The organism is Pseudomonas syringae group sp. J309-1, from assembly GCF_032582135.1.
GTDB classification, from domain to species: domain Bacteria; phylum Pseudomonadota; class Gammaproteobacteria; order Pseudomonadales; family Pseudomonadaceae; genus Aquipseudomonas; species Aquipseudomonas quasicaspiana.
In genome coordinates this window covers 33,962-56,055 of sequence record NZ_JAWHNU010000026.1, presented here as the reverse complement: position 1 = coordinate 56,055, position 22,094 = coordinate 33,962, and the positions used below count along the sequence as shown (strand labels likewise).

The 22,094-nt window shown below is 58.7% G+C and carries 22 protein-coding genes; 6 read left to right on the top strand and 16 right to left on the bottom strand.

Annotation, left to right across the window (positions count from 1 at the left end; genetic code table 11):
• Window positions 1–78: 78 nt before the first annotated feature.
• A complete protein-coding gene (locus RX972_RS15620; protein WP_316876723.1) occupies window positions 79–426 on the top strand; it encodes a thioredoxin family protein in 348 nt (115 codons plus the stop codon).
• A 123-nt stretch (window positions 427–549) separates the two neighbouring features.
• Here the strand turns inward: RX972_RS15620 and moaA are convergent, their stop codons facing one another.
• The 12 genes from moaA to RX972_RS15560 form a co-directional block, all read right to left on the bottom strand.
• Window positions 550–1,548, bottom strand: coding sequence for a GTP 3',8-cyclase MoaA (moaA, locus tag RX972_RS15615; RefSeq protein WP_027901483.1), 999 nt, complete (start codon window positions 1,546–1,548; stop codon window positions 550–552).
• 58 nt (window positions 1,549–1,606) lie between these two features.
• Window positions 1,607–2,425, bottom strand: coding sequence for a formate/nitrite transporter family protein (locus RX972_RS15610; RefSeq protein ID WP_099268306.1), 819 nt, complete (start codon window positions 2,423–2,425; stop codon window positions 1,607–1,609).
• A 356-nt stretch (window positions 2,426–2,781) separates the two neighbouring features.
• Entirely contained in the window at window positions 2,782–3,804 is a 1,023-nt protein-coding gene (locus tag RX972_RS15605; protein ID WP_231671254.1) for a sensor histidine kinase, read from the bottom strand.
• Window positions 3,788–4,240: a response regulator gene (locus RX972_RS15600; protein WP_099268308.1), complete on the bottom strand. Its 453-nt coding sequence runs from the start codon at window positions 4,238–4,240 to the stop codon at window positions 3,788–3,790. Before RX972_RS15600 ends, RX972_RS15605 begins: the two co-directional genes overlap by 17 nt.
• 176 nt (window positions 4,241–4,416) lie before the next feature.
• Complete coding sequence (locus RX972_RS15595) at window positions 4,417–5,757, bottom strand: sodium:proton antiporter (RefSeq protein ID WP_316876721.1); 1,341 nt, start codon at window positions 5,755–5,757, stop codon at window positions 4,417–4,419.
• Window positions 5,758–6,017: 260 nt separating this feature from the next.
• Window positions 6,018–7,070, bottom strand: a complete 1,053-nt coding sequence (locus RX972_RS15590; RefSeq protein WP_316876719.1) for an ABC transporter substrate-binding protein — start codon at window positions 7,068–7,070, stop codon at window positions 6,018–6,020.
• A 33-nt stretch (window positions 7,071–7,103) separates the two neighbouring features.
• Window positions 7,104–8,237 carry an NAD(P)/FAD-dependent oxidoreductase gene (locus RX972_RS15585; RefSeq protein WP_231671300.1) on the bottom strand — a complete coding sequence of 378 codons (1,134 nt, stop codon included), beginning with the start codon at window positions 8,235–8,237 and terminating at the stop codon, window positions 7,104–7,106.
• Window positions 8,238–8,242: 5 nt separating this feature from the next.
• Window positions 8,243–9,613, bottom strand: a complete 1,371-nt coding sequence (locus tag RX972_RS15580; RefSeq protein ID WP_099268312.1) for an NAD(P)/FAD-dependent oxidoreductase — start codon at window positions 9,611–9,613, stop codon at window positions 8,243–8,245.
• The gene (locus RX972_RS15575) at window positions 9,610–9,900 is read right to left on the bottom strand and encodes a (2Fe-2S)-binding protein (RefSeq protein ID WP_316876717.1); all 291 of its coding nucleotides are present in this window, start codon (window positions 9,898–9,900) and stop codon (window positions 9,610–9,612) included. The genes RX972_RS15580 and RX972_RS15575 overlap by 4 nt, the downstream gene beginning before the upstream one ends.
• A 24-nt stretch (window positions 9,901–9,924) precedes the next feature.
• Entirely contained in the window at window positions 9,925–10,719 is a 795-nt protein-coding gene (locus RX972_RS15570) for an ABC transporter permease (RefSeq protein WP_027901476.1), read from the bottom strand.
• A 3-nt stretch (window positions 10,720–10,722) separates the two neighbouring features.
• Window positions 10,723–11,595, bottom strand: a complete 873-nt coding sequence (locus RX972_RS15565; RefSeq protein WP_122395149.1) for an ABC transporter permease — start codon at window positions 11,593–11,595, stop codon at window positions 10,723–10,725.
• The gene (locus tag RX972_RS15560) at window positions 11,592–12,620 is read right to left on the bottom strand and encodes an ABC transporter ATP-binding protein (protein WP_316876714.1); all 1,029 of its coding nucleotides are present in this window, start codon (window positions 12,618–12,620) and stop codon (window positions 11,592–11,594) included. The genes RX972_RS15565 and RX972_RS15560 overlap by 4 nt, the downstream gene beginning before the upstream one ends.
• 250 nt (window positions 12,621–12,870) lie before the next feature.
• Between RX972_RS15560 and RX972_RS15555 the strand changes: the two genes are divergently transcribed.
• From RX972_RS15555 to RX972_RS15540, 4 genes are all read left to right on the top strand, one after another.
• Window positions 12,871–13,707, top strand: coding sequence for an IclR family transcriptional regulator (locus RX972_RS15555; RefSeq protein ID WP_122395151.1), 837 nt, complete (start codon window positions 12,871–12,873; stop codon window positions 13,705–13,707).
• Between the two features lie 577 nt (window positions 13,708–14,284).
• Window positions 14,285–16,339 (top strand): PAS domain-containing sensor histidine kinase, encoded by a 2,055-nt coding sequence (locus tag RX972_RS15550; protein ID WP_316876712.1) that lies wholly within the window; start codon window positions 14,285–14,287, stop codon window positions 16,337–16,339.
• Window positions 16,340–16,364: 25 nt separating this feature from the next.
• Window positions 16,365–16,802: a YqaA family protein gene (locus RX972_RS15545; RefSeq protein ID WP_122395154.1), complete on the top strand. Its 438-nt coding sequence runs from the start codon at window positions 16,365–16,367 to the stop codon at window positions 16,800–16,802.
• An 89-nt stretch (window positions 16,803–16,891) separates the two neighbouring features.
• Window positions 16,892–17,023 carry a YHYH domain-containing protein gene (locus RX972_RS15540; protein ID WP_122395202.1) on the top strand — a complete coding sequence of 44 codons (132 nt, stop codon included), beginning with the start codon at window positions 16,892–16,894 and terminating at the stop codon, window positions 17,021–17,023.
• Between the two features lie 130 nt (window positions 17,024–17,153).
• Here RX972_RS15540 and RX972_RS15535 read toward each other — a convergent pair whose 3' ends face one another.
• Together RX972_RS15535 and RX972_RS15530 are read right to left on the bottom strand one after the other, a co-directional pair.
• Window positions 17,154–18,005, bottom strand: coding sequence for a CAP domain-containing protein (locus RX972_RS15535; RefSeq protein WP_027901469.1), 852 nt, complete (start codon window positions 18,003–18,005; stop codon window positions 17,154–17,156).
• A gap of 125 nt (window positions 18,006–18,130) precedes the next feature.
• Window positions 18,131–18,538: an SRPBCC family protein gene (locus tag RX972_RS15530; RefSeq protein WP_027901468.1), complete on the bottom strand. Its 408-nt coding sequence runs from the start codon at window positions 18,536–18,538 to the stop codon at window positions 18,131–18,133.
• A gap of 176 nt (window positions 18,539–18,714) precedes the next feature.
• Between RX972_RS15530 and RX972_RS15525 the strand changes: the two genes are divergently transcribed.
• Window positions 18,715–19,611 (top strand): serine hydrolase domain-containing protein, encoded by an 897-nt coding sequence (locus tag RX972_RS15525; protein ID WP_316876708.1) that lies wholly within the window; start codon window positions 18,715–18,717, stop codon window positions 19,609–19,611.
• Window positions 19,612–19,623: 12 nt separating this feature from the next.
• Here RX972_RS15525 and RX972_RS15520 read toward each other — a convergent pair whose 3' ends face one another.
• Both RX972_RS15520 and rtcR read right to left on the bottom strand, forming a co-directional pair.
• Complete coding sequence (locus tag RX972_RS15520) at window positions 19,624–20,370, bottom strand: NUDIX hydrolase (protein ID WP_231677000.1); 747 nt, start codon at window positions 20,368–20,370, stop codon at window positions 19,624–19,626.
• A gap of 36 nt (window positions 20,371–20,406) precedes the next feature.
• Window positions 20,407–22,017: an RNA repair transcriptional activator RtcR gene (gene rtcR / locus RX972_RS15515; RefSeq protein WP_316876749.1), complete on the bottom strand. Its 1,611-nt coding sequence runs from the start codon at window positions 22,015–22,017 to the stop codon at window positions 20,407–20,409.
• Window positions 22,018–22,094: the final 77 nt, after the last annotated feature.

Genomic DNA, 22,094 nt, shown 5'->3' with positions numbered 1-22,094 from the left:
ACACGACCGTTCAAACGTGACAGATTGATCACGCGGTCATCGTCATGATGGTCATTTGCAGTGTGCGGAGATTTACCTATGAGCATTCAGCCTTACGCTACAGCGGCCCCGAGTCGCGCCGAAGTCGATGCCTTTGCGGGGGCGACCCTGATCCAGTTCGGGACCGATTGGTGCGGCTTCTGCAAGGCTGTCGAGCCGCTGGTCAATAAGGTGCTTGCGGACTATCCCGACGTACGTCATCTGAAAATCGAAGACGGCAGTGGGCGACCACTGGGCCGCTCATTCAGGGTAAAGCTGTGGCCGACGCTGATTTTCATGCGTGATGGTGTTGAACTGAGTCGTCTGGTACGGCCCGGGAATGTCAGTGATATCGAAGAGGCGTTTGAAGGGGGGGGGGCCAGGGCTGACAGAACATGCCGCCTGTAGGAGTGAACTTGTTCGCGAGTCGCTTGATGCGGTATGTCAGGCACACCACCTCGCCAACAAGTTGGCTCCTACAAGTCCCACATTTGCTTCGCGACAGATTGAGTGCCGGTTCTCCGATCTTTCCTATCCACCCGTCATATTCATGAACCGCACCACCTGCACTTCATCGTTGACGCTGAAGTTGTGGCTCCACGGCTTCAACTGCATGGCGTCGATGATCGCTTTCTCAAGCTTTTCCGGTTGGCCTGGATTGGCACGCAGCACGGCTTTGAGGTCCGCAGAGTGTTCATTGCCCAGACACAGGAGCAGCCGACCCTCAACGGTCAACCGTACCCGGTTGCAGGTCGCGCAGAAGTTATGGCTGTGGGGGGAGATGAAGCCGACACGAATGTCCGGTGCTTCCGCCAGGCGCCAGTAGCGTGAAGGACCTTGAGTGGATTCAGCGGAATTGATCAGCGTATAGCGCTCGGCAATCCGTTCGCGTACCTGATCACTTGAGTAGAAGGACTCGGCGCGGCTGTGATCGCTGATGATGCCCAGCGGCATCTCTTCGATGAAGGAAATATCCAGCTTGCGGTCGATGGCGAAGGCCACCAGGTCATTGATCTCATGATCGTTGCGACCTTGCATCACCACGCAGTTGAGCTTGGTGTGCACGAAACCCGCAGCGTTGGCTGCATCGATCCCGGCTATGACCTTGCTCAGGTCACCCGTGCGGGTCATTTCCTTGAAGCGCACCGGGTCAAGGCTGTCCAGACTGATGTTGAGTCGGGAAACTCCGGCGTCGAACAGCGGCTGAGCAAGTTTGTCCAGTTGCGAGCCATTGGTGGTCATGCACAGCTCACGCAAGCCGGGCAGGGCGGCAATCTGCTGACAAAGCCCGACAATTCCGGATCGAACCAGCGGCTCCCCGCCGGTCAGTCGAATCTTGCGTGTGCCAAGGGCGACAAACTGTTCAGCTACCTGATAAATCTCTTCGAGCGACAGAATCTGTTGGCGCGGCAGAAATGTCATTTCCTCGGCCATGCAATACACGCAACGGAAGTCGCAACGGTCTGTCACTGACATCCGCAGGTAATCGACCTTGCGTGCAAAGCTGTCCATCAGGATACGGTCTGACATTTCCACCTTCTCAATACTTTATCCAACAGCCATATAACAGCACTGTGCGTGGCAAGTTTCATATTTTTTGCGAACTGGCCGCCGGTGACGCTACAGGGTTATCGGCCGATGTCAGCGTTTCGCTATAGGACACATAGTAAGCCAGACCCACAAATACTGCGCCACCCACCGCGTTACCTAGAAATACCGCGACAAAGTTATCCACGAACTGGGTCCAGCTCAGGGCGTCGGCGAATATTGCCGCAGGAATCAGAAACATGTTGGCCACGACATGCTGGAAACCGATGGCCACAAAGGCCATCACTGGAAACCAGATGCCGAGGATCTTGCCTGCAACATCCTTGCTGGCGTAGGACAGCCACACGGCCAGACAAACCAGCCAGTTGCAGCCGATCCCGGAAATGAATGCCTGGGTGAAATCTGCGTTGACTTTGCCGGTAGCGATGGCGATGGTTTTTGCCAGGAACGGACCTTCAGTCAAGCCCAGCAGGTGACCAAAGAAAAACGCGACAAACAGGGCTCCCAGCAAGTTGGCCACTGTCACCAGCAACCAGTTGCGTGCCACCGCCGACAGCTTGATGCGCCCAGCGAACATTGCCATCGGCAGGCTCATCATGTTGCCGGTGAGCAACTCGCCGCCCGCAAGAATCACCAGGATCAGGCCAATGGGGAAAACAGCAGCCCCGAGCAAATTACCGAATGAAGCCCACTGCGCCGGTATCATCGTGCTGACGTGGATATCCAGCAGGAAGCCGAGGGAAATGAATGCCCCGGCCAGAAAGCCCAGAATCAGGACTGAGAGCATGGGCAGGTGGGCTTTCTTCACGCCTGCTTCGACGGTCAGTTCGGCAATCTGTTGCGGGGTATTCACGGACATAATCATGGCTCAAGCAGGGCAACTTTCAGGGTGCGAGCGCGGGGCCCGCGACTGCTGGCAGTCACCGGTCAATATTTGGGGTTCTGGCGTCCTGTCGGGTTGCGCAACATGCGCTTGGGCACGTTGGCGAAGTCCTGTGATTCAGAAGAGTGGTTCGCGGCATGTTCAGCGGCGGGCTGCGCACGGTACAACGCGGTCGCTCGCGGGCGGTCCGGGCAAGCTGGGCTGGTTCACCGAATTAGTAAGCAAGCTACTGAGTCGAAATGCCGCAGTCCAATCGCTTGTTCCGATGAGGTGATCGATAGACTCAATCACTGGTCTACAGGCCCCGTGCAACAAGGGGTTAGCGGCATGGCTCAGTTGAGGGGAGTAAGCTTCAACATGAGCTCAACCTGTGCGCCATGACCCTTATCGAGTTGTTTGTTGCTGCGTTGCACGGTCGCGCCGCAGCGTTTGGACAGTGCATCCACAAGGCTCAAGGCCAAGGGCGTGCCTGACGCGGAGAAGGAAGTTAACACCTCATCGCTGAATCCGGGGCCTTGATCACAGATGCAGATCCGCGCTGTTTGCGTATCCATTGGCTCTATTTGCAGGTCGATACCACTGCCGTTGCTGTGCTTGATCGCGTTGTCCAGTAGCTCGTTGAGAATCAAACCCATGTTGGACGCTATTTGCAGGGAAACGTAAACCGGCCGGGTTTGAAGACTGAGCGCGATAGGCCTGCTGTACTGGGTGTCGATAACGCCCCGCGCCAGATCAGGCAGCAGTTGTGCGAGGTCGACCTGATTCTGGCTGTTGCGGTGTAACTGCTCTTGGACGGCGCCAATCCCTACCACTCGTGATATGGCCGACTGCATCAGGTTTTTTGCTTCGTCACCCTTGGCGCGCAGGCTGGAAAGTTGCAACAGGCTGATGATCAACTGAAGGTTGTTCTTGACCCGATGATTGAGCTCGGCAAGCAGCGCCTGCTGATTTTCCGCCATTTCCCGTTGTTCGGTGATATCGACGCAACTGCCGAAATAACCCGCGAACTCTCCGTCGCGGTAAAACGGTGCACCACTGTCCAGCATCCAGCGGTATTGCCCGTCATGACGCCTGACCCGGTAGGGTGTTTTGAAAGGTGCTCGCTCGTCGAATGCCTTGTCATAAGCATCGACACAAGCGCCCAGGTCTTCGGGATGAATATCGTCCTTCCAGCCATAGCCGCAAAGCTGCTGCTGGGTCTTGCCGGTAAAGTCTGTCCAGGGCTTGTTGAACCAGTCGCAGTGTTTGTCGCTTCTGGCTCGCCAGATCATCACCGGTGCGTGGTCAGCCAGCTCCCGGAATTCCCGTTCACCGAGTGCTGCCGGGTGGCTCGTCTCCTCAGGCTCGGATTTCATTGATGCTGACCGTTGGCAATCGTGACCGGGCAGGCTGGAATATCTCCAGTGCGTTATGAGCAGGGAGCGTGGCGAGGGGCCGACCATCCAGCAACGCTTGAGCAACTTTCGCGCACAGGCTGAGGTCTTGCGGCGCATAGGGTTTGCGCAACAAGCCCAACGCTGCATCGGCGTTAGCCCGGGCAGTGAGGATTTGCCCGCTGATGAACATCGAACTGACGCCATGCTCTTCCATAAGACTGCGGGCCAGCGCGATGCCCTCGTCATGACCACCGAGATTGATATCGACGAAAGCGATGTCTGCCCTCTGTTCACGGGCGAGTTTCAGCGCGTGAGACACGTCGTATGCAGGGCCGATTACTTCATGCTCTGCACCTAGCGTGGCGGCGGCGATCATTGCCAGGACCGGATCATCTTCTATTAGAAGGATGCGCATTCTTTATTCCTGCCTTTCAAACGGGAGACGCAAACGTTGGCGTGGGAGTGGCCAGTTACGTCGCGAGGCAAAAAGCGTCTACTCATGCAAATGCACGTCGTTGCAAGATTGGGCTGCCCCTTGACTGAATGGTTCATAAATGGTTTTAAAAACATTCAAACGAGTGTAAGTCTCTGTTATTCCTCTCGGATGCTCCGCTCATAACGCTCCAAAAGCGGTTGAATGCTGACACCGTGGAGCAGAATACTAAGTGCCACTACTGAAAGCGTGAGGCTGATGCTGATACTGGCTACATCGTCCGGTAGCCCGTGGCCCAAGGCAAAGCACAGGTAGAACAGGCTGCCGATACCGCGTATGCCAAACCAGCCAACCAGAGCTTTCTGACGTTTGTTGAGCAATCGTTTGCTGATCAGAAGCCACACCGCAATGGGCCTGATGAAGCAGAACAGCACCAGGCCCAGGCCCACGGCGCGCCAATCCCAGTAGATCGCCAGCGATGCGCCGAGCAGAGTGATCAACAGCACTTCCATTGAGCGCTCCACCAGGCTTGAGAACGCCAGCATGTCACCCATCATCACGCCCGCAGCGAGTTGCGATTCACTGAGGTCGCCTTTCTCGGCAACCGTAGTGCGTTCAATGCTGCCGCTCATGTGACCTATCACCGGTTGTGCCAGATGTTCGGCGGGCACCTCGGACCGGGTTGTCTGTGCTTCTGCCTGACGCAAGCCAAGCCCTGCAGCGAACACTGACAGAAAGCCAAACGCGCCCAGACCGTCGGCGACTACGTAAGCGATGGCGATGAGAGCCAGGGCCAGAAAGTCGTTAGGCGAGGTGTCACTGTCAGCGTTTTTGATGCGCAGATAAATCATCAAATGCCCGATCCCACGGCCCAGGCCGTAGCCGACCAACAGTCCAATAGGCACACCCCACAGCAGGTTTTTTATGGCCCAGTGCTGGATCCAGTCAGTGTCACCGCTGGCGTGAGTCAGAAACATCAGGGCGAAGATCACGAATGGAAAGGCCGTGCCGTCGTTCAGCCCCGCCTCACCTGACAAGCCAAAGCGCAGCCGGTCGGAATCCTGAGCATTATTGACCTGCACCAGCGAAGCGAGAACCGGATCGGTGGGCGAGAGCATGGCGCCCAGCAAGATCGAAACGCCCCAGGACAGGCCGAACAGGTAGTGGGCCGCCAGGGCGGTGCCAGCAATGGTCGCCAGCATCACCGGTCCAGACAGCCAGTAAGCGGAGTGCCAGGCCTTGCTGTTCAGCGGCAGACGCAGTTTGATCCCGGTGCTGAACAACGAGAACAGCACGGCGGCTTCGGTCAGACGTTCCAGCCAGCTCGCCGCGTCGCGGAAGTCCAGATCCAGCATGCCCAACCCGGCAGGGCCAATGGCAAAGCCGAATGCCAGACACACAGCCGACGTCGTGACGGGCAGCCAGCGCAAATAAGAAGAAGTCAGCGCGAGCATCATCAGCAACGCGCCAAGTACGGTCATACAAAGAATGAAACTCATCCGGCCTGTTTTCTCACAACTGAGTCCCGTCAATACGGGGCGATAGGGTTGTGACTGTTCAGGTTAGGGATAGTTGAAACATTTTGTATCAGAGCATCAAGGGGGGGGCTTCTATAGTCACAAAGTATCTGACTTTTTTCAGCCCCCTTCACGGGCAAGCCTCGCTCCAACAGAAATCGCTTAACGCTGTTGGAGCGAGGCTTGCCCGCGAAGAACGATGACACGGTTATCGGTAGTCCAAGGCTGGTACCGAGGTTTATCTACCGCTCCACTGTCCTGTTCCAGCGCGCATTCCACTCTGGGCGCGTCTGGTTGACCTGATCCCAATCAATGGTCACTGCCGTTTCCAGATACTTGTTCATCGCCTCGACCTGAGCTTTGGTCTTCTCGGTCGTCGGGGTTTTCGGGTTTGACGGGATCTGATCACCAAACTCCAACGCGGGTGCCTGAGCTTCTGGCGTCAACAGATAGGCCGCAAGCTTCTGCGCCAGTTCTGGCTGGTCGTTTTTCGCGATGGCGCACTCGGCGACGTTCAGTACCACACCACCTTCCTTCGGAGGCGCGTACTCGACAGGTACGCCCTTGATCTTCAGCGCAGTCACCTGCGTGGGTGTGAGCGGGAACAGCGCGGCTTCGCCGGTTTGCACCATCTCGGAAATCTTCGCCGAACTGGCGATGTATTCCAGGATGTTCGGGCCCACGGTTTTCGGCCACGCCTTGAAGCCCGGCTCCACGTCAGTTTCGCTGCCGCCCTGAATGCGGTTGAACATCAGGAAACCATGCAGGCCGAATGTGGAGGAGGCCATGGACTGAAATACCACTTTTTCCTTGAACTTCTTGTCCGCCAGATCCATCCATGAGGTTGGCGCGGCCCAGCCGTTCTCCTTGAACATTTTCGTGTTGTAAGCCAACCCGGTGACGCCGAGGCTTACGGCAGCACCTTCATCCTTGATCTTCGCCTTGGCCGGCAGGTCAGCCAGGGAAGGGCTCGGCTGTAGCTTGTCGCACAGACCCATGGAGATCGCCCGGTACATGATGCCGTCATCAAGGAACATCACGTGCATCTGCGGGTTGTCTTTACTGGCCTGAACCTTGGCGAGAATGTCCGACGAGGTTCCCGGTACGATCACCACTTTGACGTTGTTGGCTTTCTCGAAAGCAGGCAACACCTGATCGGCATAGAGGCGTTCCATGGTGCCGCCGTTCATGCCCAGATAAAGGGTCGTTGCGGCGTGGGCCGGGGAAGCGGCCAGCAATGCCGCCAACGGCAGGCTCGACAAGCCGGTAAATGCGATACGTTTTACGTTCTTCATTGCAGCGACCTTCCTCTGTGCAAAGTAATGAAATCAATGGCTAACGGTTTTACAGGGTTGGGCAGTGTGTTGAAAACGGCGGACGGAAAAAGCGTCCAGGGAAATCGTTGACTGGCCAGCGCATACGTATTCGGCGAGAGCCTCACCTGCAGCGGGTCCAATCTGGAAACCAGAACCTGCAAAGCCGAAGCCATGCAGCAGGCCTGGTTGCAGAATGCTGGGGCCGAGCACCGGCTCGCGATCCGGCAAGTAGCCTTCGGTGCCGCTCCAGGTGCGAATCGCCTGAGCACCGGCCAGCGGCGGGTAAAGCTCGACCGCGTTGCGCAGAATTTCCAGTACAGCCGCTTGCCCCGGCCTGGCGCGGGCCGGGTCCAGCGCAAAACCTTGACCACCGCCCAGTACACAATTGCCTCTGGCGACTTGCCGGGCATAGATGCCACCCCCCTCGACGCCGGTGCTGACGTCCATGAACATCGGCAGCGGCTCAGTGACCAACATGGCCGGATGCCCCGACACCATCGGCACCGGTTCGCCAAATTGTGCAGCCAGATCGCTGGCCCAGGCTCCCGCGCAGTTGAGCAACCAAGGCGCGCGCAGATTAAGACCGCTGGCCGTGTGGACCACAAATGCGTGGCCGTCGTGACCGACTTCAACCACCTTGGCCTGTTCGAAAATCTGCGCGCCAGCCCGCCTGGCTGCCTGGGCGAAAGCCGGGGACACCAGTCTGGGGTTGGCGTGGCCATCGTCGGCGCACAGGGAAGCGCCCACCGCGACATCGCCTGCCCAGGCAAACCGCGCCCGTAATTGCTCGCGATCTAGCAGTTGCAGCTCCAGTCCGAAGCCGCGACTGGCTTCGGCGTAAGCGCGCAAGGCGTTCATGTCTGTTTCGCTACGGGCCAGTTTCAGGTGCCCGGAGCGCTGATATTCGCCATCAATGCCAATCAGCTCGCGCAAACCGCTCCAGATGTCGTGGGCGCGTTGCGACAAGGGTAGTTGGCTCAACGGCCGACCCTGACGGCGCACGCCGCCGTAGTTGACGCCGCTGGAATGAGAGCCGCAAAAGTCGCGCTCAAGCAAGGTCACGCGCTTGCCTTTCATAGCCAGAAACAGGGCGGCTGAGGCGCCGACGATTCCACCGCCAATGATCAGCGCATCGCTTTCAATCACCGCGCTCATGACTGCGCCTCCACGCCAAAGGGCAACGGTTTGATCGGTGCCTGGCCGCGCAGCCGACCAATGCCTTGCAGGTCACGACCGCTGCAGTGGGCGACGATTTCCGTGGCTGCCAGTCCGCACATCCGGCCCTGGCAACGTCCCATGCCGACCCGGCACATGGCCTTGACCCGATTGATTTCCCAATGGCCTTCGTCGACGACGGTACGGATATCACCGGCGCTGACTTCCTCGCAGCGGCAGATAATGGTTTCGTCCGGAACCTTCGCGGCCCAATCAACGGGAAAGGGGAAAGCGGTTTCCAGTCCGTGACGAAAGCGCTGGATGCTCTCCAGTCTGCTTTTCAGCTGTTCGCTACGAGCGTTATCAATGTTCTGCCCGGTATCGGCAAGCAAGGCCAGCGCCGCCAGTTCCCCGGCCATTTCCGCTGCATCCGCGCCCATGATTCCTGCGCCGTCACCCGCCAGATAAACCCCTGCAATGCTGCTGCGTCCTGCGTCATCACGCGCTGGCAGCCAGGCGCGATTAAGGGCGCTCCACTGAAAATCGCAGCCGAGCAGGTCAGCCAGTTGCGTCTCACTGCGCAGTGCGTGGGCGAACGCCACGGCGTCGCAATCCAGCGTTTGTACACGGTTGCTGCCTTGCCACTGCACGGTATTGACGCGTTTATGACCGTCGATACGTTGCAAGGTCGCGCCTTGATGAACGGCGATACCATGAGCGGTCAGCCAGGCGCGGTAGTACAAACCTTTAGCCAGCGTCAGCGGTTGGCCGAGCAGCGCGGGCAGGGCGCGGCACTGGGCGGAAAAGGGCGCGCTGTCGAGCACTGCAACCACGTTCGCACCGGCTTTGGCATATTGATACGCGACCAGGTAAAGCAGCGGACCACTGCCAGCAAACACCACTCTTTCGCCGATGGCGCAGCCTTGGTATTTCAGGGCAATCTGCGCCGCACCCAGGCTGTAGACACCCGGCAAAGTCCAGCCAGGCACCGGCAGGATGCGGTCGGTGGCGCCGGTCGCGATGATCAGATGGCTGTAATCAATGCTCCCGGCATGGTTCTCCTGCAGGGTGTCGAGTCGCCGATCTTCGGCATTCCAGACCAGCGTTTGCGGACGATAGTCGATATGCGATGCCAGTTCGTCGAGGGTCTGATGCACGGCGATAGCCTTGCCCGCTTCAAAGCCATACAGCGCTTTTGGATCGCGACGGAAGTTCTCGGGCTGACGGCGATAAATCTGTCCGCCGCCCCGCAGGCCCTCGTCCAGCAGACAGGCTTTCACTCCGTGGGCATGCAAGGTTTGCGCAGCGCGAATGCCCGCAGGACCAGCGCCGACGATCACTACCAATTGCGCGGTATTCGTATTCATAGCTGCCGTCCCGGATCGCGGCTGACGATTTGCCCACCTTCGAGCAATGTCGAACAGGCACGTACCCGGCGACCATCGCCCAGGCGCACCCAGCAATCCTGGCAGGCACCCATCATGCAAAATCCGGCGCGGGGTTCGGCGCTGAAATCGCTGCCGCGCAAGTGTTCGCTGCTGGTCAGTACCGCCGTGAGCAACGTGTCGCCCTGCAACCCGCTGGCAGGCTGGCCGTCGAGGGTGAAGGCCAGTGCCGGACGGTCTTGTTCGACCAAACGTTTGAGCAATGCCATGAGGTTCGTGCTCCCGGCCTCGGATTAATGTTTGCCAACCAGCACCCGATCCAGGCCATAAACCCGGTCGAGGATGATCATGGTGGCGGCGGTCAGCGCGATAACCAGCGCGGAAACGGCTGCCATCATCGGGTCGATGGACTCTGTGGCGTAGACGTACATGCGCACCGGCAGGGTCTGGGTCGAAGGTGAGGTGACGAAGATCGACAGCGTTACTTCGTCGAAGCTGTTGATGAACGCCAGCAGCCAGCCACCGGCCACGCCAGGCAGAATCATCGGCAAGGTGATTTTGCGGAACAGCGTGAAGCGGCTGGCGCCCAGTGATTCAGCGGCCTGTTCGGCGCTGCGATCGATGCCGATGGCCGCTGCAATTACCAGCCGCAGCACATACGGCGTGATGATCACCACGTGGGCCAGGGTCAGCCAGAAGAAGCTGCCGTTGACGCCCATCAGCGCGAACAAACGCAGCATCGCCACGCCAAGGACGAGATGGGGAATGATGATCGGCGAGAGGAACAATCCATTGAGGAAGTTGCGCCCCGGAAATTGGTGACGGGTGATGGCCAGCGCTGCCGGTACGGCAATAATCGTCGCCAGTGTGGCGGCGACAAAGGCCAGAATCAGGCTGTTGTAGAACGAGTCGATGAAGTCGGCACGCTCGAAGATCGCCCGGAACCAGCGCAGGGAAAAGCCTGAGGTCGGCAGGCTGAGGGTGTTCTCTGGCGTAAAGGCCACCAGGCAGACCACTACCAGCGGCGCGAGCATGAACACCACCACCAGGGCATGAAACGACAGGGCCAAAGGACCGTTTTTAGACATGGCTCATTCCCCCAGGGTTTTCTTGTAGCGGCCTTCGACCATGCGGTTCCAGGACAGCATGACCAGCAGGTTGACCAGCAGCAGCGCCACCGCAATGGTTGCGCCCATGGGCCAGTTCAGTTCCGAGAGGTATTGGTCGTAGACGACTGTGGCGACCATCTTCAGACGGCGTCCGCCAAGCAGGCCGGGGATTGCAAAAGAGCTGGCCGACAGGCCGAAGACGATCAGCGTGCCGGACAGCACGCCGGGCATGACCTGAGGCAGCACCACCAGACGCATCACCTTGGCCTGACTGGCGCCGAGGGACAGGGCGGCCTGCTCAGCCGCCGGGTCAAGCTTCTGCAAGGAGGTCCAGATCGGAATGATCATGAACGGCAGCATCACATGGACCAGCGCAATGATTACGGCGAACGGGGTGTAGAGCATCTTGATCGGTTGGCCGCCCAGCGCTTGTATGCCCTGATTGATCAGGCCGTCGGCACCCAGCAGCAGGCTCCAGCCAAAGGCGCGCACCACCACGGAAATCAGCAGCGGCGTGAGAATCAGAATCAGAAAAATCGAACGCCAGGGCGTGCCCATGCGACTCAGGATATAGGCCTCGGGCACGCCGATCACCACGCAGAGCAAGGTGACCAGCGCACTGATCCAGAAGGTGCGCAGGAAGATTTCGTAGAAGTACGAATCGGTCAGCACCTCGCCATAGTTGGCCAGGGTGTAAGAGTCGCTTTTGACCCCGACCTCATAGTCGAAGACGTTGAACGACAAGATCAGGGTCAGTGCCAGCGGGACCAGCAGCAGGCAGGTAAACATCACCAGTGCCGGTGCCGACAGTAAGTAGCCGCGGCCGCCGCGGCGCATATCGCTCAGCAGGCTCATGGGTGCACCTCGTCGGCATCCAGTACGCGCAGCAAACCGGCTGGCCAGTCCATGCCCACTGCGGTGCCTTCTTCCATGGGCGCTTCGCCGTCGTTGCGACGGACCACGGTCAACTCGCCGATGGCGGTTTCAATGCGGTACAGCCATTGGCTGCCGAGGAAGTAGCGGGTGATGACCTTGCCTTGCAGGCGCCCTGTGCCAGCGGCCACCAGATCAATCTTTTCCGGGCGCAGGCTCAGGGTCAGCGTGCCGTCGCCAGGGACTTGGCGTACCTCCGCTGCGCCTTCGCTGTCCAGATCACCGGGCAGCATATTGGCCTTGCCAACGAAGCCGGAGATGAACCGGGTGCGTGGGTGTTCATACAGTTTGTACGGTTCGTCGATCTGGGTGATGCGCCCGGCCTGCATGACCACTACGCGGTCGCTGATGGACAGTGCTTCAGCCTGATCGTGAGTCACCATCAGCGTGGTAATACCCACTTCGCGCTGAATGCGGCGAATCTCGAACTGCATCTCTTCGCGCAAATTGGCGTCGAGGTTGGACAGCGGTTCGTCGAGCAGCAGTACCGGCGGCTCAATCACCAGCGCTCGCGCCAATGCAACCCGTTGCCGCTGACCGCCAGACAGCTCGCGCGGGTAGCGCTGGGCGTGCTGGCTCAGGCGGACCAGTTCCAGCACGGTTGCCACGCGGCGCTGAATATCTGCGGCGGGCACTTTGCGCATCCGCAGGCCAAAGGCGACGTTGTCGGCAACGCTCATGTGGGGGAAGAGGGCGTAACTCTGAAACACCACCCCCAGGCCGCGGCTGCTGGGTTTGGCGTGAGTGATGTCACGGCCATCAAGAATGATGCGACCGTCGCTGACGTCAACGAAGCCGGCGATCATTTGCAGGGTAGTGGTCTTGCCGCAGCCCGACGGGCCCAGCAGAGAAACGAATTCGCCTTTCTCCACCGCCAGATTCGTGGCGACCACGGCGTCGATGCTGCCGTAGCGTTTGGAGAGACCTTCAAGCTGCAAAAAAGCCATAGCTGCGTTCCACCTTTTCATCACGCACAGCGTTGCGGTGCGTTTTTGTTATGGGCAGATGCGAAATGAAAGCTTTGCAGTTGCTGTGGACGTTGGTGCTCGATCTGGGTCGGCTACCAGGTTTTGTTCAAATCGCCCTGTGGACTGAGATTAAGACGAAGACTAGGATGGGCGAAAGGGTGAATTTCACTGGATGGTATATTTCTTTCAGTTCTTTCGTTCAATGAATTAGTTATTGATAAGTGATCATATGAATTCCACTGAGCGGAATGAAAATTCAAAGGACGCCGGCGTTGGTGCGGTCTCGCGGTTGTTCGCAGTGCTGCGCTGCCTGGGTGATTGCTCCGAAGAGGGTGAGCGCGTTACCCAACTTGCCCAGCAGGTCGGCCTGTCGCAACCCACCACACACCGCCTGCTGCGCAGCCTGATGGATGAAGGCATGGTCGAACAGGACCAGCGCAGTAAACGCTATCGCCTGAGCATCGAGTTCTTCGCCTTGGCTGCCAAAGCAGGCAAGACCAGCAACCTGCGCGACGTGGTGCGTCCCAGCATGTTGCGCCTGTCGGCGTCGTTGGGGGATTCATTGTTCCTGCTGGCGCGCAGTGGCTTCGATGCAGTCTGTCTGGATCGCAGTGAAGGCCCATACCCGATTCGCACCTTCACCGGCGACATCGGTGGCCGTGTTGCTTTGGGCGTGGGACAGGGCAGCCTGGCAATTCTCGCTTACCTGCCGGAAGAAGAGCGCGACACGGTCATCCGCTACAACCTGCCACGTCTGAAGGATTTCCACCTGTACGACGAAGTGTTCCTGCGCTCTGAAGTCGAGAATGTCCGCCGCCTCGGCTACGCCGCCCGCAATACCGGCGCGCTGCCTGGCATGGCCGGTCTCGCAGTCCCCATCTTCGACCGCGAAGGCCGCTCGGTCGCCGCCCTTAGCGTCGCCACCATCAGCGACCGCCTCGGGCCGGATCGGTTATTGACGGTGGTGGAGTTGCTCAAGCGAGAAGCCGCAGTGATCAGCGCGAGGATCAACCCATTCGACCCGACGTTGCGGCGGCCGAGTCAGGTGTTTGGGCAGGTGGATTGATCGAAATCCATTTTCTGTAGGGGCATCCCGTCGTCCAGACTCCGCGCTGTCGCGCAGCAAACGGGGACTTTCGGGAGCGCGCTAGCCCGCGATGGGATCTGGTCAGGCTGCGCATTTTCCGCTGACGCACCGCATCGCGGGCAAGCGCGCTCATCAAACATAAAATAACTACCTGATACCCCAACAGATCCGTGTTTGCTGCGCGACAGCGCGGAGTCTGGACGACGGGGAATGTCCTACAGAACAAGATTTAAATTCATGCAGTTATTTTATGGTTGATGAGGGCTGCCTTTGGCTGCAATCCGGTCCTGAAGTCCCGCTGTTCGCTCTGTCATTGCAAGCTCCGAATCAGCCGCTCTCAAGAACCCACCACCCAAGCCGATGCGCATACAAGTGCATTACGGGCTCTCGTGCATCTGACATTTGTACAAGCAAGTCAATACTTCCGGTCTACTCGCCGCTGCTACTTATTGCGCTGGCCTGATCATCGCAGCGGCTTGTAATACCTCGCCCGCACCGGCACCATTCACCGCAATCGGCCGCCAGGCTTTGGCATCACGATAAACAATGGTAGGGCATGAGCAGCGATTTTAAGGATGAATGGCCAGATAACAGCGAATCGCTTGAGTTTCCGGCAAGAGATGCGGTTGAGCGGCTGCAACTCGCCCTGGATGCCGATGCGATCATCGGCACCTGGGTCTGGCATGTGCAGGATAACCATGTCATCGGTGACGAGCGTTATGCCGCAACGTTTGGCCTGACTGCACAGGAGGCCGTGGAAGGCCTGCCTCTGGAGAGGGTGACGGCCTCTATCCACCCGGATGACAGGGCGCGCGTCGAAAGCGAAATCGGTCAGACCTTGCTGCGCGGCGGTGTCTTCAGATCTGAGTACCGTGTATTGCACCGCGATGGTACTTATCGCTGGCTTGAGGCTAAAGGCCGCGTCGAGTTCGACGAGGAACGCCAGCCGACCCGTTTTCTGGGTGTGCTCATGGACATCGAGCTGCGCCGCGAGGCTGAAGTCGAGCGCGACCGGATCACGACGCTGTTACGCACCTTCACAGCAGCAGTTCCAGGCGTGGTCTACGCCAAGGACCGCCAGGGGCGCATGCTGGTTGCCAACCGTGGCACCACCGAGCTGATCGGCAAACCTCCCGAGTTTTATATCGGCAAGACCGACTTTGAATACCTTGAGGACAAGGATCAGGCACGCGTGATCATGGCCACTGATGAGCGGATCATGAGCGCTGGGGTGTCTGAACAGGTGGAGGAACAGGTCAGCCTGGCTGACGGCTCCGCAGCGACCTGGCTGTCGATCAAGTCACCGTTGTTCAGCGAAACGGGTGAAGTCATCGGTCTGATTGGCTCGTCCATTGATGTGACGGCCAGGAAACGGGCCGAAGCGGCGGTGCAGGAGCTCAACCAGACGCTGGAACAGCGCATTCGTGAAGCCATCAGCGAGCGTGAAGTGGTTGAGGAAGCGCTGCGTCAGTCGCAGAAGATGGAAGCGGTCGGGCAGCTTACCGGCGGTATTGCCCACGACTTCAATAATTTGCTGGCGGGTATTTCCGGCAGTCTGGAATTGATGCAGATGCGTTTGGGTCAGGGCCGGGTGGCGGATGTTGATCGTTATCTGGTGGTCGCTCAAGGCGCGGTGCAACGAGCGGCAGCGCTGACTCACCGGCTGCTGGCGTTCTCGCGCCGCCAGACACTCGCGCCTATTCCCACCAACGTCAATGCCTTGATCATGGACATGGAGGAGCTGATCCGGCGTACTGTCGGGCCTTCGGTTGATATTCAGGTTCGGGCCGACGCAGATTTGTGGGCTGCATTGATCGATCCGGCACAGCTGGAAAACTCGCTGCTCAACCTGTGTATCAATGCGCGTGACGCCATGCCCCACGGCGGCAGCATTCTGATCGAGACACGCAATGAGTGCCTGGACGACAGTCACGATCTCGACCCTGAAGTGCTGCCGGGGGATTACCTGAGTATCCGCGTCACTGACAGCGGCTGCGGCATGAGTGCCGAAGTCGCGGCCAAAGCCTTCGAGCCATTCTTCACCACCAAACCGGTCGGCGAGGGCACAGGCCTTGGACTTTCGATGATCTATGGCTTTGCCCGGCAGTCGGGCGGCCAGATCAGGATTCGTTCGGAGGTTGATCTAGGCACGACGGTTTGCCTGCAGTTGCCACGTCACGAGCGTGAGCTGGAGCTTCCGGAACTTGCGGTGCCGGTCAGTCGTGCAACTCTGACGGGGCAGGGTGAGGCGGTTCTGGTTGTGGATGACGAGTCATCGGTGCGGATGTTGGTCACCGAGGTACTGAGCAGTCTCGGCTACGTGGCCATTGAGGCCGCCGACAGCCAGGCGGGTTTGCGTATTCTGCAATCGGACGTGCGAATCGATCTGCTGGTAACGGATGTCGGGTTGCCCGGCGGGATCAACGGACGGCAGATGGCCGATGCAGGCCGGCAATGTCGACCGGGTCTGCCGGTCTTGTTCATCACCGGTTATGCAGAAACCGCTGTGCTCGATAAATGCCACCTTGAGCCACTGACCGAAGTGCTGACCAAACCCTTCGCGCTGGAAGCGCTGGCTTCCCGGATCAAGGACTTGATCAAGGCCGTTTGACGATCCGTTGATGGGGTGGGGCTGAGTGTTCGAGATTTCCAGCTATGCCGGGTTGTTCCTCGCTGCCTTCGGTGCGGCGACACTATTGCCGATGCAATCCGAAGCGGTGCTGGTGGGCATGCTGCTGTCCGGGCATTACACCGTCGCAACATTGCTGCTGGTTGCGACGCTGGGCAACGTGCTCGGCTCATTGCTGAACTGGATACTGGGTCGTTCGGTGGAGCGTTTTCGCCATAAACGCTGGTTCCCTGTCAGCGAAGCCAAACTGGAGAAAGCCCAGCGGTTCTATCTGCGTTACGGACGTTGGTCGTTGCTATTGAGCTGGGTACCCATCATTGGCGATCCGCTGACGATGGTGGCTGGCGTGATGCGCGAACCGCTGTGGAGTTTTCTGCTGATCGTCTCGTTTGCCAAAGGCATGCGGTATTTGCTGCTGACGGCCGCGACCCTGGGCTGGACGTGAATTAACGACGCGCTATCCTGGGTGATATCAATGCGCCATACTGTGCGCCTGATCATTCCATTCGCGCTGACCAGCGCAGAGAGCCGTCTATGAAGTTGCTTGCCGTCGTAATCGTCGCATTCCTGTCCATGGCTTCAGTCACCGCCCTGGCCCATAGCGGCGGCACCGACTCCAAGGGTTGCCATCGCAACCACAAGACTGGCGATTATCACTGTCACTGAAAACCACAGCGATCCTGTAGGAGCGCACGAGCAACGCGAGGCCGCGATAGCGGTATTTCTGACACGCCGCCATCGCTGACCTCGTAACCTCGGCGATCTCTTACAGGGGCTTGAGCTGAGTCATAAACCATCACTGCGCACCAAACACGCCCGTCCAGTAAATCCCCGCATCGCTTTTGGGATCCACCGCGTAGGCCGCGCCCAGTTCGCTGAACGCCGGATTCATCAGGTTGGCGCAGTGACCGGGGCTCGCCAGCCAGCCCTCGACGACCTTGGCGACACTGCCTTGTCCGGCGGCGATGTTCTCACCAATCTGCCGACCTGAATAACCCGCCAGTTCTGCCCGATCACCTGGCATGCGACCGTCGCGGTCCATGTGGTCGAAGAAATTGTTGTTGGCCATGCCCCGGCTATGATTTTCCGCCGCCGAGGCCAGTGCCGGGTTCCAGGTCAGCGGCTTGGCAGCAGCCACGGCCTGAGCGCCGCATTGGCGAGATTGTGCTCGCGCAGTGTTGATCAGCGCCAACAGCTTTTGACCTTCAGCCTGCCAGTCTCCGAGACGCGCGGTCAGTAAGGGCCGGGCCAGCACGATGCGCCAGTCGCGTCCTTCGCGGCTCACACCGATATCGACAAACTGTGGGTCGAGCACGACGCGGCAGAAGCTTTCCTGGATGGTGTTCATGGCCGACTGTGCATCCCGAGGGCCAGACAGGCTGATCGCCTGCACATTGACCATCGGATAAGTGGCGCGGGCCATGGCTTCCTGTAAATCTACCGGGCTGGTAGCTGAAAGTACCAGCCGGGTGTCTACGTTGAGTGGAGGCAACTCTTGTGAAACCTGATCGCCGCAACGCTGTGACTGGTTGCGGAAATTGTTGATGGAATCGACCAGTTGAGACTCTTCCGATGCCACCGCGGTGGCGGTAAATACCAATCCCAGTGACAAGGTGGCAAAACGCAAAAAAGATAAAGTAACGCGCATTAATGTCTCCTTGAACTGACCGCGCCCATGATGCGCGATTTTGCGCTGTGCTGCGAAATGCCATTTATCGAAGCAATATTGAGGCTCAAGAGCGCTGTCAGTTCAGTACCGCAGGTCTTCGAGGGTCAGAAATTGGCTTTAAGAGCGTCCAGCCCGCCTTGATAGACCTCAAGAAACAGTGCTTCAGCCTCTGCGTCGGAGATACCGTCAGGGGTAAAGCTGCCTGACCAGGTAATCAATGCCTCGTGATCGCCTGCTGCTGCGACCACGACGGTGGCGAGATAGTTGGTCACCGGGAACGGGCCTTTCACGATCGAATAGCTGTAGGTACGGTTGGCTTCGTCGAAAGTCTGCAGCTTCTCGACAATGACTGCGCCGTCGGCTGTGGTCAGCGTCCGGACACGTCCGCCTTCAGAGGCTTCGCTGCTGGCAATGAACGGCAGCCAGTCCGGCAGGGACAGGAAACCACCCACCAATTGCCATACTTTATCGGCTGATACGGGTACACGAATATTTGCAGAGGCCGTTGCCATGGGATTTGCTCCTGAGGGAATGAGGGGATAGTAAACGCAATTGCGTTGCGACTGACACCGTGGCGGCTATCTCGCTGTGGATCTTCATGTAAGCCATCCGGTTCCATGTCCCTGACCGTCTAGCGTGCATTGGAGCTGCAGCTTATCCTTGCGCAAAAGTCCCAGAGCTATTGCCCATGTCGTTCTCGCTCATAACCAACGGTTCCCCGGCCGTGACCGAACCGCCCGAAGCGCTTGAGACAGTCATCCCGTGGTGGAGCTTCACCAAGACCGTCCTGGCCGCAACAGCGCTGACGCTGGTTCGTGATGGTCTTGTGGGGCTTGACGATCAGGTTGCTGAGGGCCCTTTTACCCTGCGGCAATTATTGCGTCATCAAGCGGGTCTCGCAGACTACAGCGAATTGCCGGAATACCATACTGCGGTGGCCAGCGGTGCGCGTCCCTGGCCTGCGGATGAAATGCTGCTGCGCCTGGACGCCACCCGATTGCGCTACACGCCCGGCGAAGGCTGGCGCTATTCGAATGTTGGCTATCTGTTTGTAACCCGGTTGATCGAGCGATTGACGGGGCTTTCACTTGAAGAGGCACTCGTTCAGCGCGTGCTGTCTCCATTGGGGATTACGCGGGCGCGTTTGGCAAACGCCGGGGAAGACATGCAGGTTGCGTGTCAGGGCATCGCCCCTGGCTACGACCCCGGCTGGGTTTATCACCGTTTATTGATCGGGCCATTGGCAGACGCGGCGCTGCTTCTGGATCGCTTGCTGTCGGGCAACCTGCTGCCGCACGGGCTACTGGAAGACATGCAGGCAGCGCTTGTGCTGGGTGGTCCGTTGCCAGGCCGTCCGTGGCTGACTCCGGGTTACGGCCTGGGCTTGATGCGTGGCGGCGTAGCGGGAGGCCTGACATTGAGCGGCCACAACGGCGTAGGGCCGGGTAGCGTTGTGGCGGTGTATCGCTGCACTCACGGTCGGAGCACTGCGACCTGTGCAGTTTTTCATGAAAGTGCGGACGAGGCTCTGGTCGAAGCAGAAATGGTAAGCCATGTGAGAGCAGCTCTTGGCCTCGCCCAGTGATAGCTCGGCAATTTACAGCTTCGCCTCTACCGCCATGAAGATTTCCTGCTTTTTGAATCGACCGCTGTTGCTCTGAAAGTCAGCGATTGTCAGCCCTTTGCTGTCAGCGATCTGGCTGACGATCTCGCGATTGGTCAGGCCGTTCTTTTCGTCTGCCAGATAGCTTTCAACCGAGACCCACTTGGCTTCGGCAATTTCATCGGTGTCGATGACATTAATGGCTTCGGTCAGCGGTTTGAGGCGGCAGATGAAGTGAATATTGGATTTGCCGAACTCGTAGGGATGCCGGGTCGTGAAGCCGAGGATCGCATCGAAGCTGACCTCGACGCCGGTCTCTTCCAGAACCTCGCGGACGATAGAGTCCTGAATGCGCTCTCCAGGATCCACGTGCCCGCCGGGCAAATTGAAGCTGGTAGCGCCTTGATCCCTGACCACCAGAATCTCGTTGTGCTGATTGATCACGATGGCCCCGGCACCCACGATGTGTGTCGGCATGAACGGCACGTAAGTTGATTCCTGGGGCTTGCGAACCAGCGTGAGGCTTTCGGGCAGGCAGCTGTGAAAGATAAAACCGTGCGCCACGAACTGCTCGACACTCGCGCATCGGGCGATGGGCAAAGTGATCCACGCAAGACCCTTCTTTTCGGTTTCCATGTACAGCAGAAAGCCTTTGATGGCGATTTCAAGATCGGCTTTTTCAAAAGAGAAAGACGTCGGATCGATGATCACACCGTTGTAATCGTTCAGCTTGTACTTCATTGAAAGTCCTGGATGACGTAGGTCAGTGCGGTGAGTTTAATCCTGTCCATTGATTTGCTTCCACTCAATGCCAAAACGCGCCAGATACTTGCGCAGACGATCTGCGTCATTGGGGTTCGCCTTGTTCAGACGCGAGACGTCAAACAGTTTGCGTCCGGCATCCGACAGGCTTCGAGCATTGCGGCACACCTTGAGCACCGCCTCCAGCTGCAAACGGTCAAACAGATCCAGTTCGATACCTTCGTCCAGTATCGGCGATGGCTCATCCTGTCCGTCGTTCTGATCGTCGTTCAGCGCCCATGCGTAGCGCAAGCGCTGCAGTTCCTCTTCGACCTGAGTTTCATCGATGCGTCCGCTGTCAGCCAGCGTCGCCATGCGCGTGATCGAGGCTGACAGCTCGCGAAAGTTGCCAGACCATATCGAGTCCTCATGATTGGCGAACGCCATATAGCGCTGCCGGGCTTCGCGGTTGAAGCGTATCAAGCGCCCATGTTCGCGGGCGTGGCGTTCCAGCTCGAAGTCGATGTTCGGCTCGATGTCTTCCCGTCGCTTGGCCAGGCCTGGCAGGTTGAACGTCCAGAGGTTGATCCGCGCGTACAGGTCTTCGCGGAATAGCCCCTGCGCCACCCGGTCGCGCAGGTCGCGGTGAGTGCCGGCAATAATCATGAAGTCGCTGGCCACTTCCTTGTCCGAGCCCATGGGCAGGAAACGTTTCTCCTCAATGGCCTTGAGCAGCATCGCTTGTTCATCTGCGCCCAGTTCACCGATTTCGTCCAGAAACAACATGCCGCCTTCGGCTGCCCGCAACAGGCCTTCGCGAGCAGCCAGAGCGCCGGTAAACGCGCCTTTTATATGCCCGAACAAGGTCGACATGGCGCCATCACCGCGCAGGGTGGCGCAGTTCACTTCGACGAAGCGTCCTTCGATCTGGTGTCGGCTGCGCTTGAGTTCGTAGATGCGTCTTGCCAGAAACGATTTGCCTGCGCCGGTCGGACCAATCAGCAGCATCGGTGCCTTGGAGCGCACGGCGACCTGTTCGATCTGCTCAATGGAGCGGTTGAACGCAGCATTGCGCGTAGCAATGCCTGACTTGAGAAACGCGAGGCCCTCCAGTCTTTTATGGGTGAAGCGTGACGCAATACGGTCGTAACGCGAGAGGTCCAGATCGATCAGCGAATGGGTGCCGGTGGCTCGCGCTTCATCATTGTCTCGCCGAGACGGGGAAGTCTGAATCAGTCGGGCGGGCAGGTAACGGGCTTCGGTGAGCAGGAACCAGCATATCTGTGCGACGTGAGTCCCGGTGGTGATGTGCACCAGGTATTGCTCATTGTCAGTGTCGAAATCGTAGGCGGTGGTGAAGTCATGCAGCGCGCCATATACCTCCTCGAAGTCCCAGGCGTTGCGAAGCGTCATGGGGTGAAGGCGAACTTCAGTCTGCGGGGATATTTGCCGGATATCCTCGGCCACCCGCTGCGCCAGACTGACGTCCCGGGCGGTCACACCGTGAATCAGCTCCAGTCGGTGAATCTGCATATCTTCTTGCTGGCACAGGCCAACGCTGGGACGCCAGTGATTCCAGCGGTTGGCACCCTTGCCGACGCGGTCGAGTTTTGAGCCGATGAAGCCGATGGCTACAGTATGTGTCACAGGCATGTCTATCTCAAAAGATAAGAAGCGATACAGAAGGATAGATAAATCGGGCCTGAACTGTCTTGCGGTTTTTG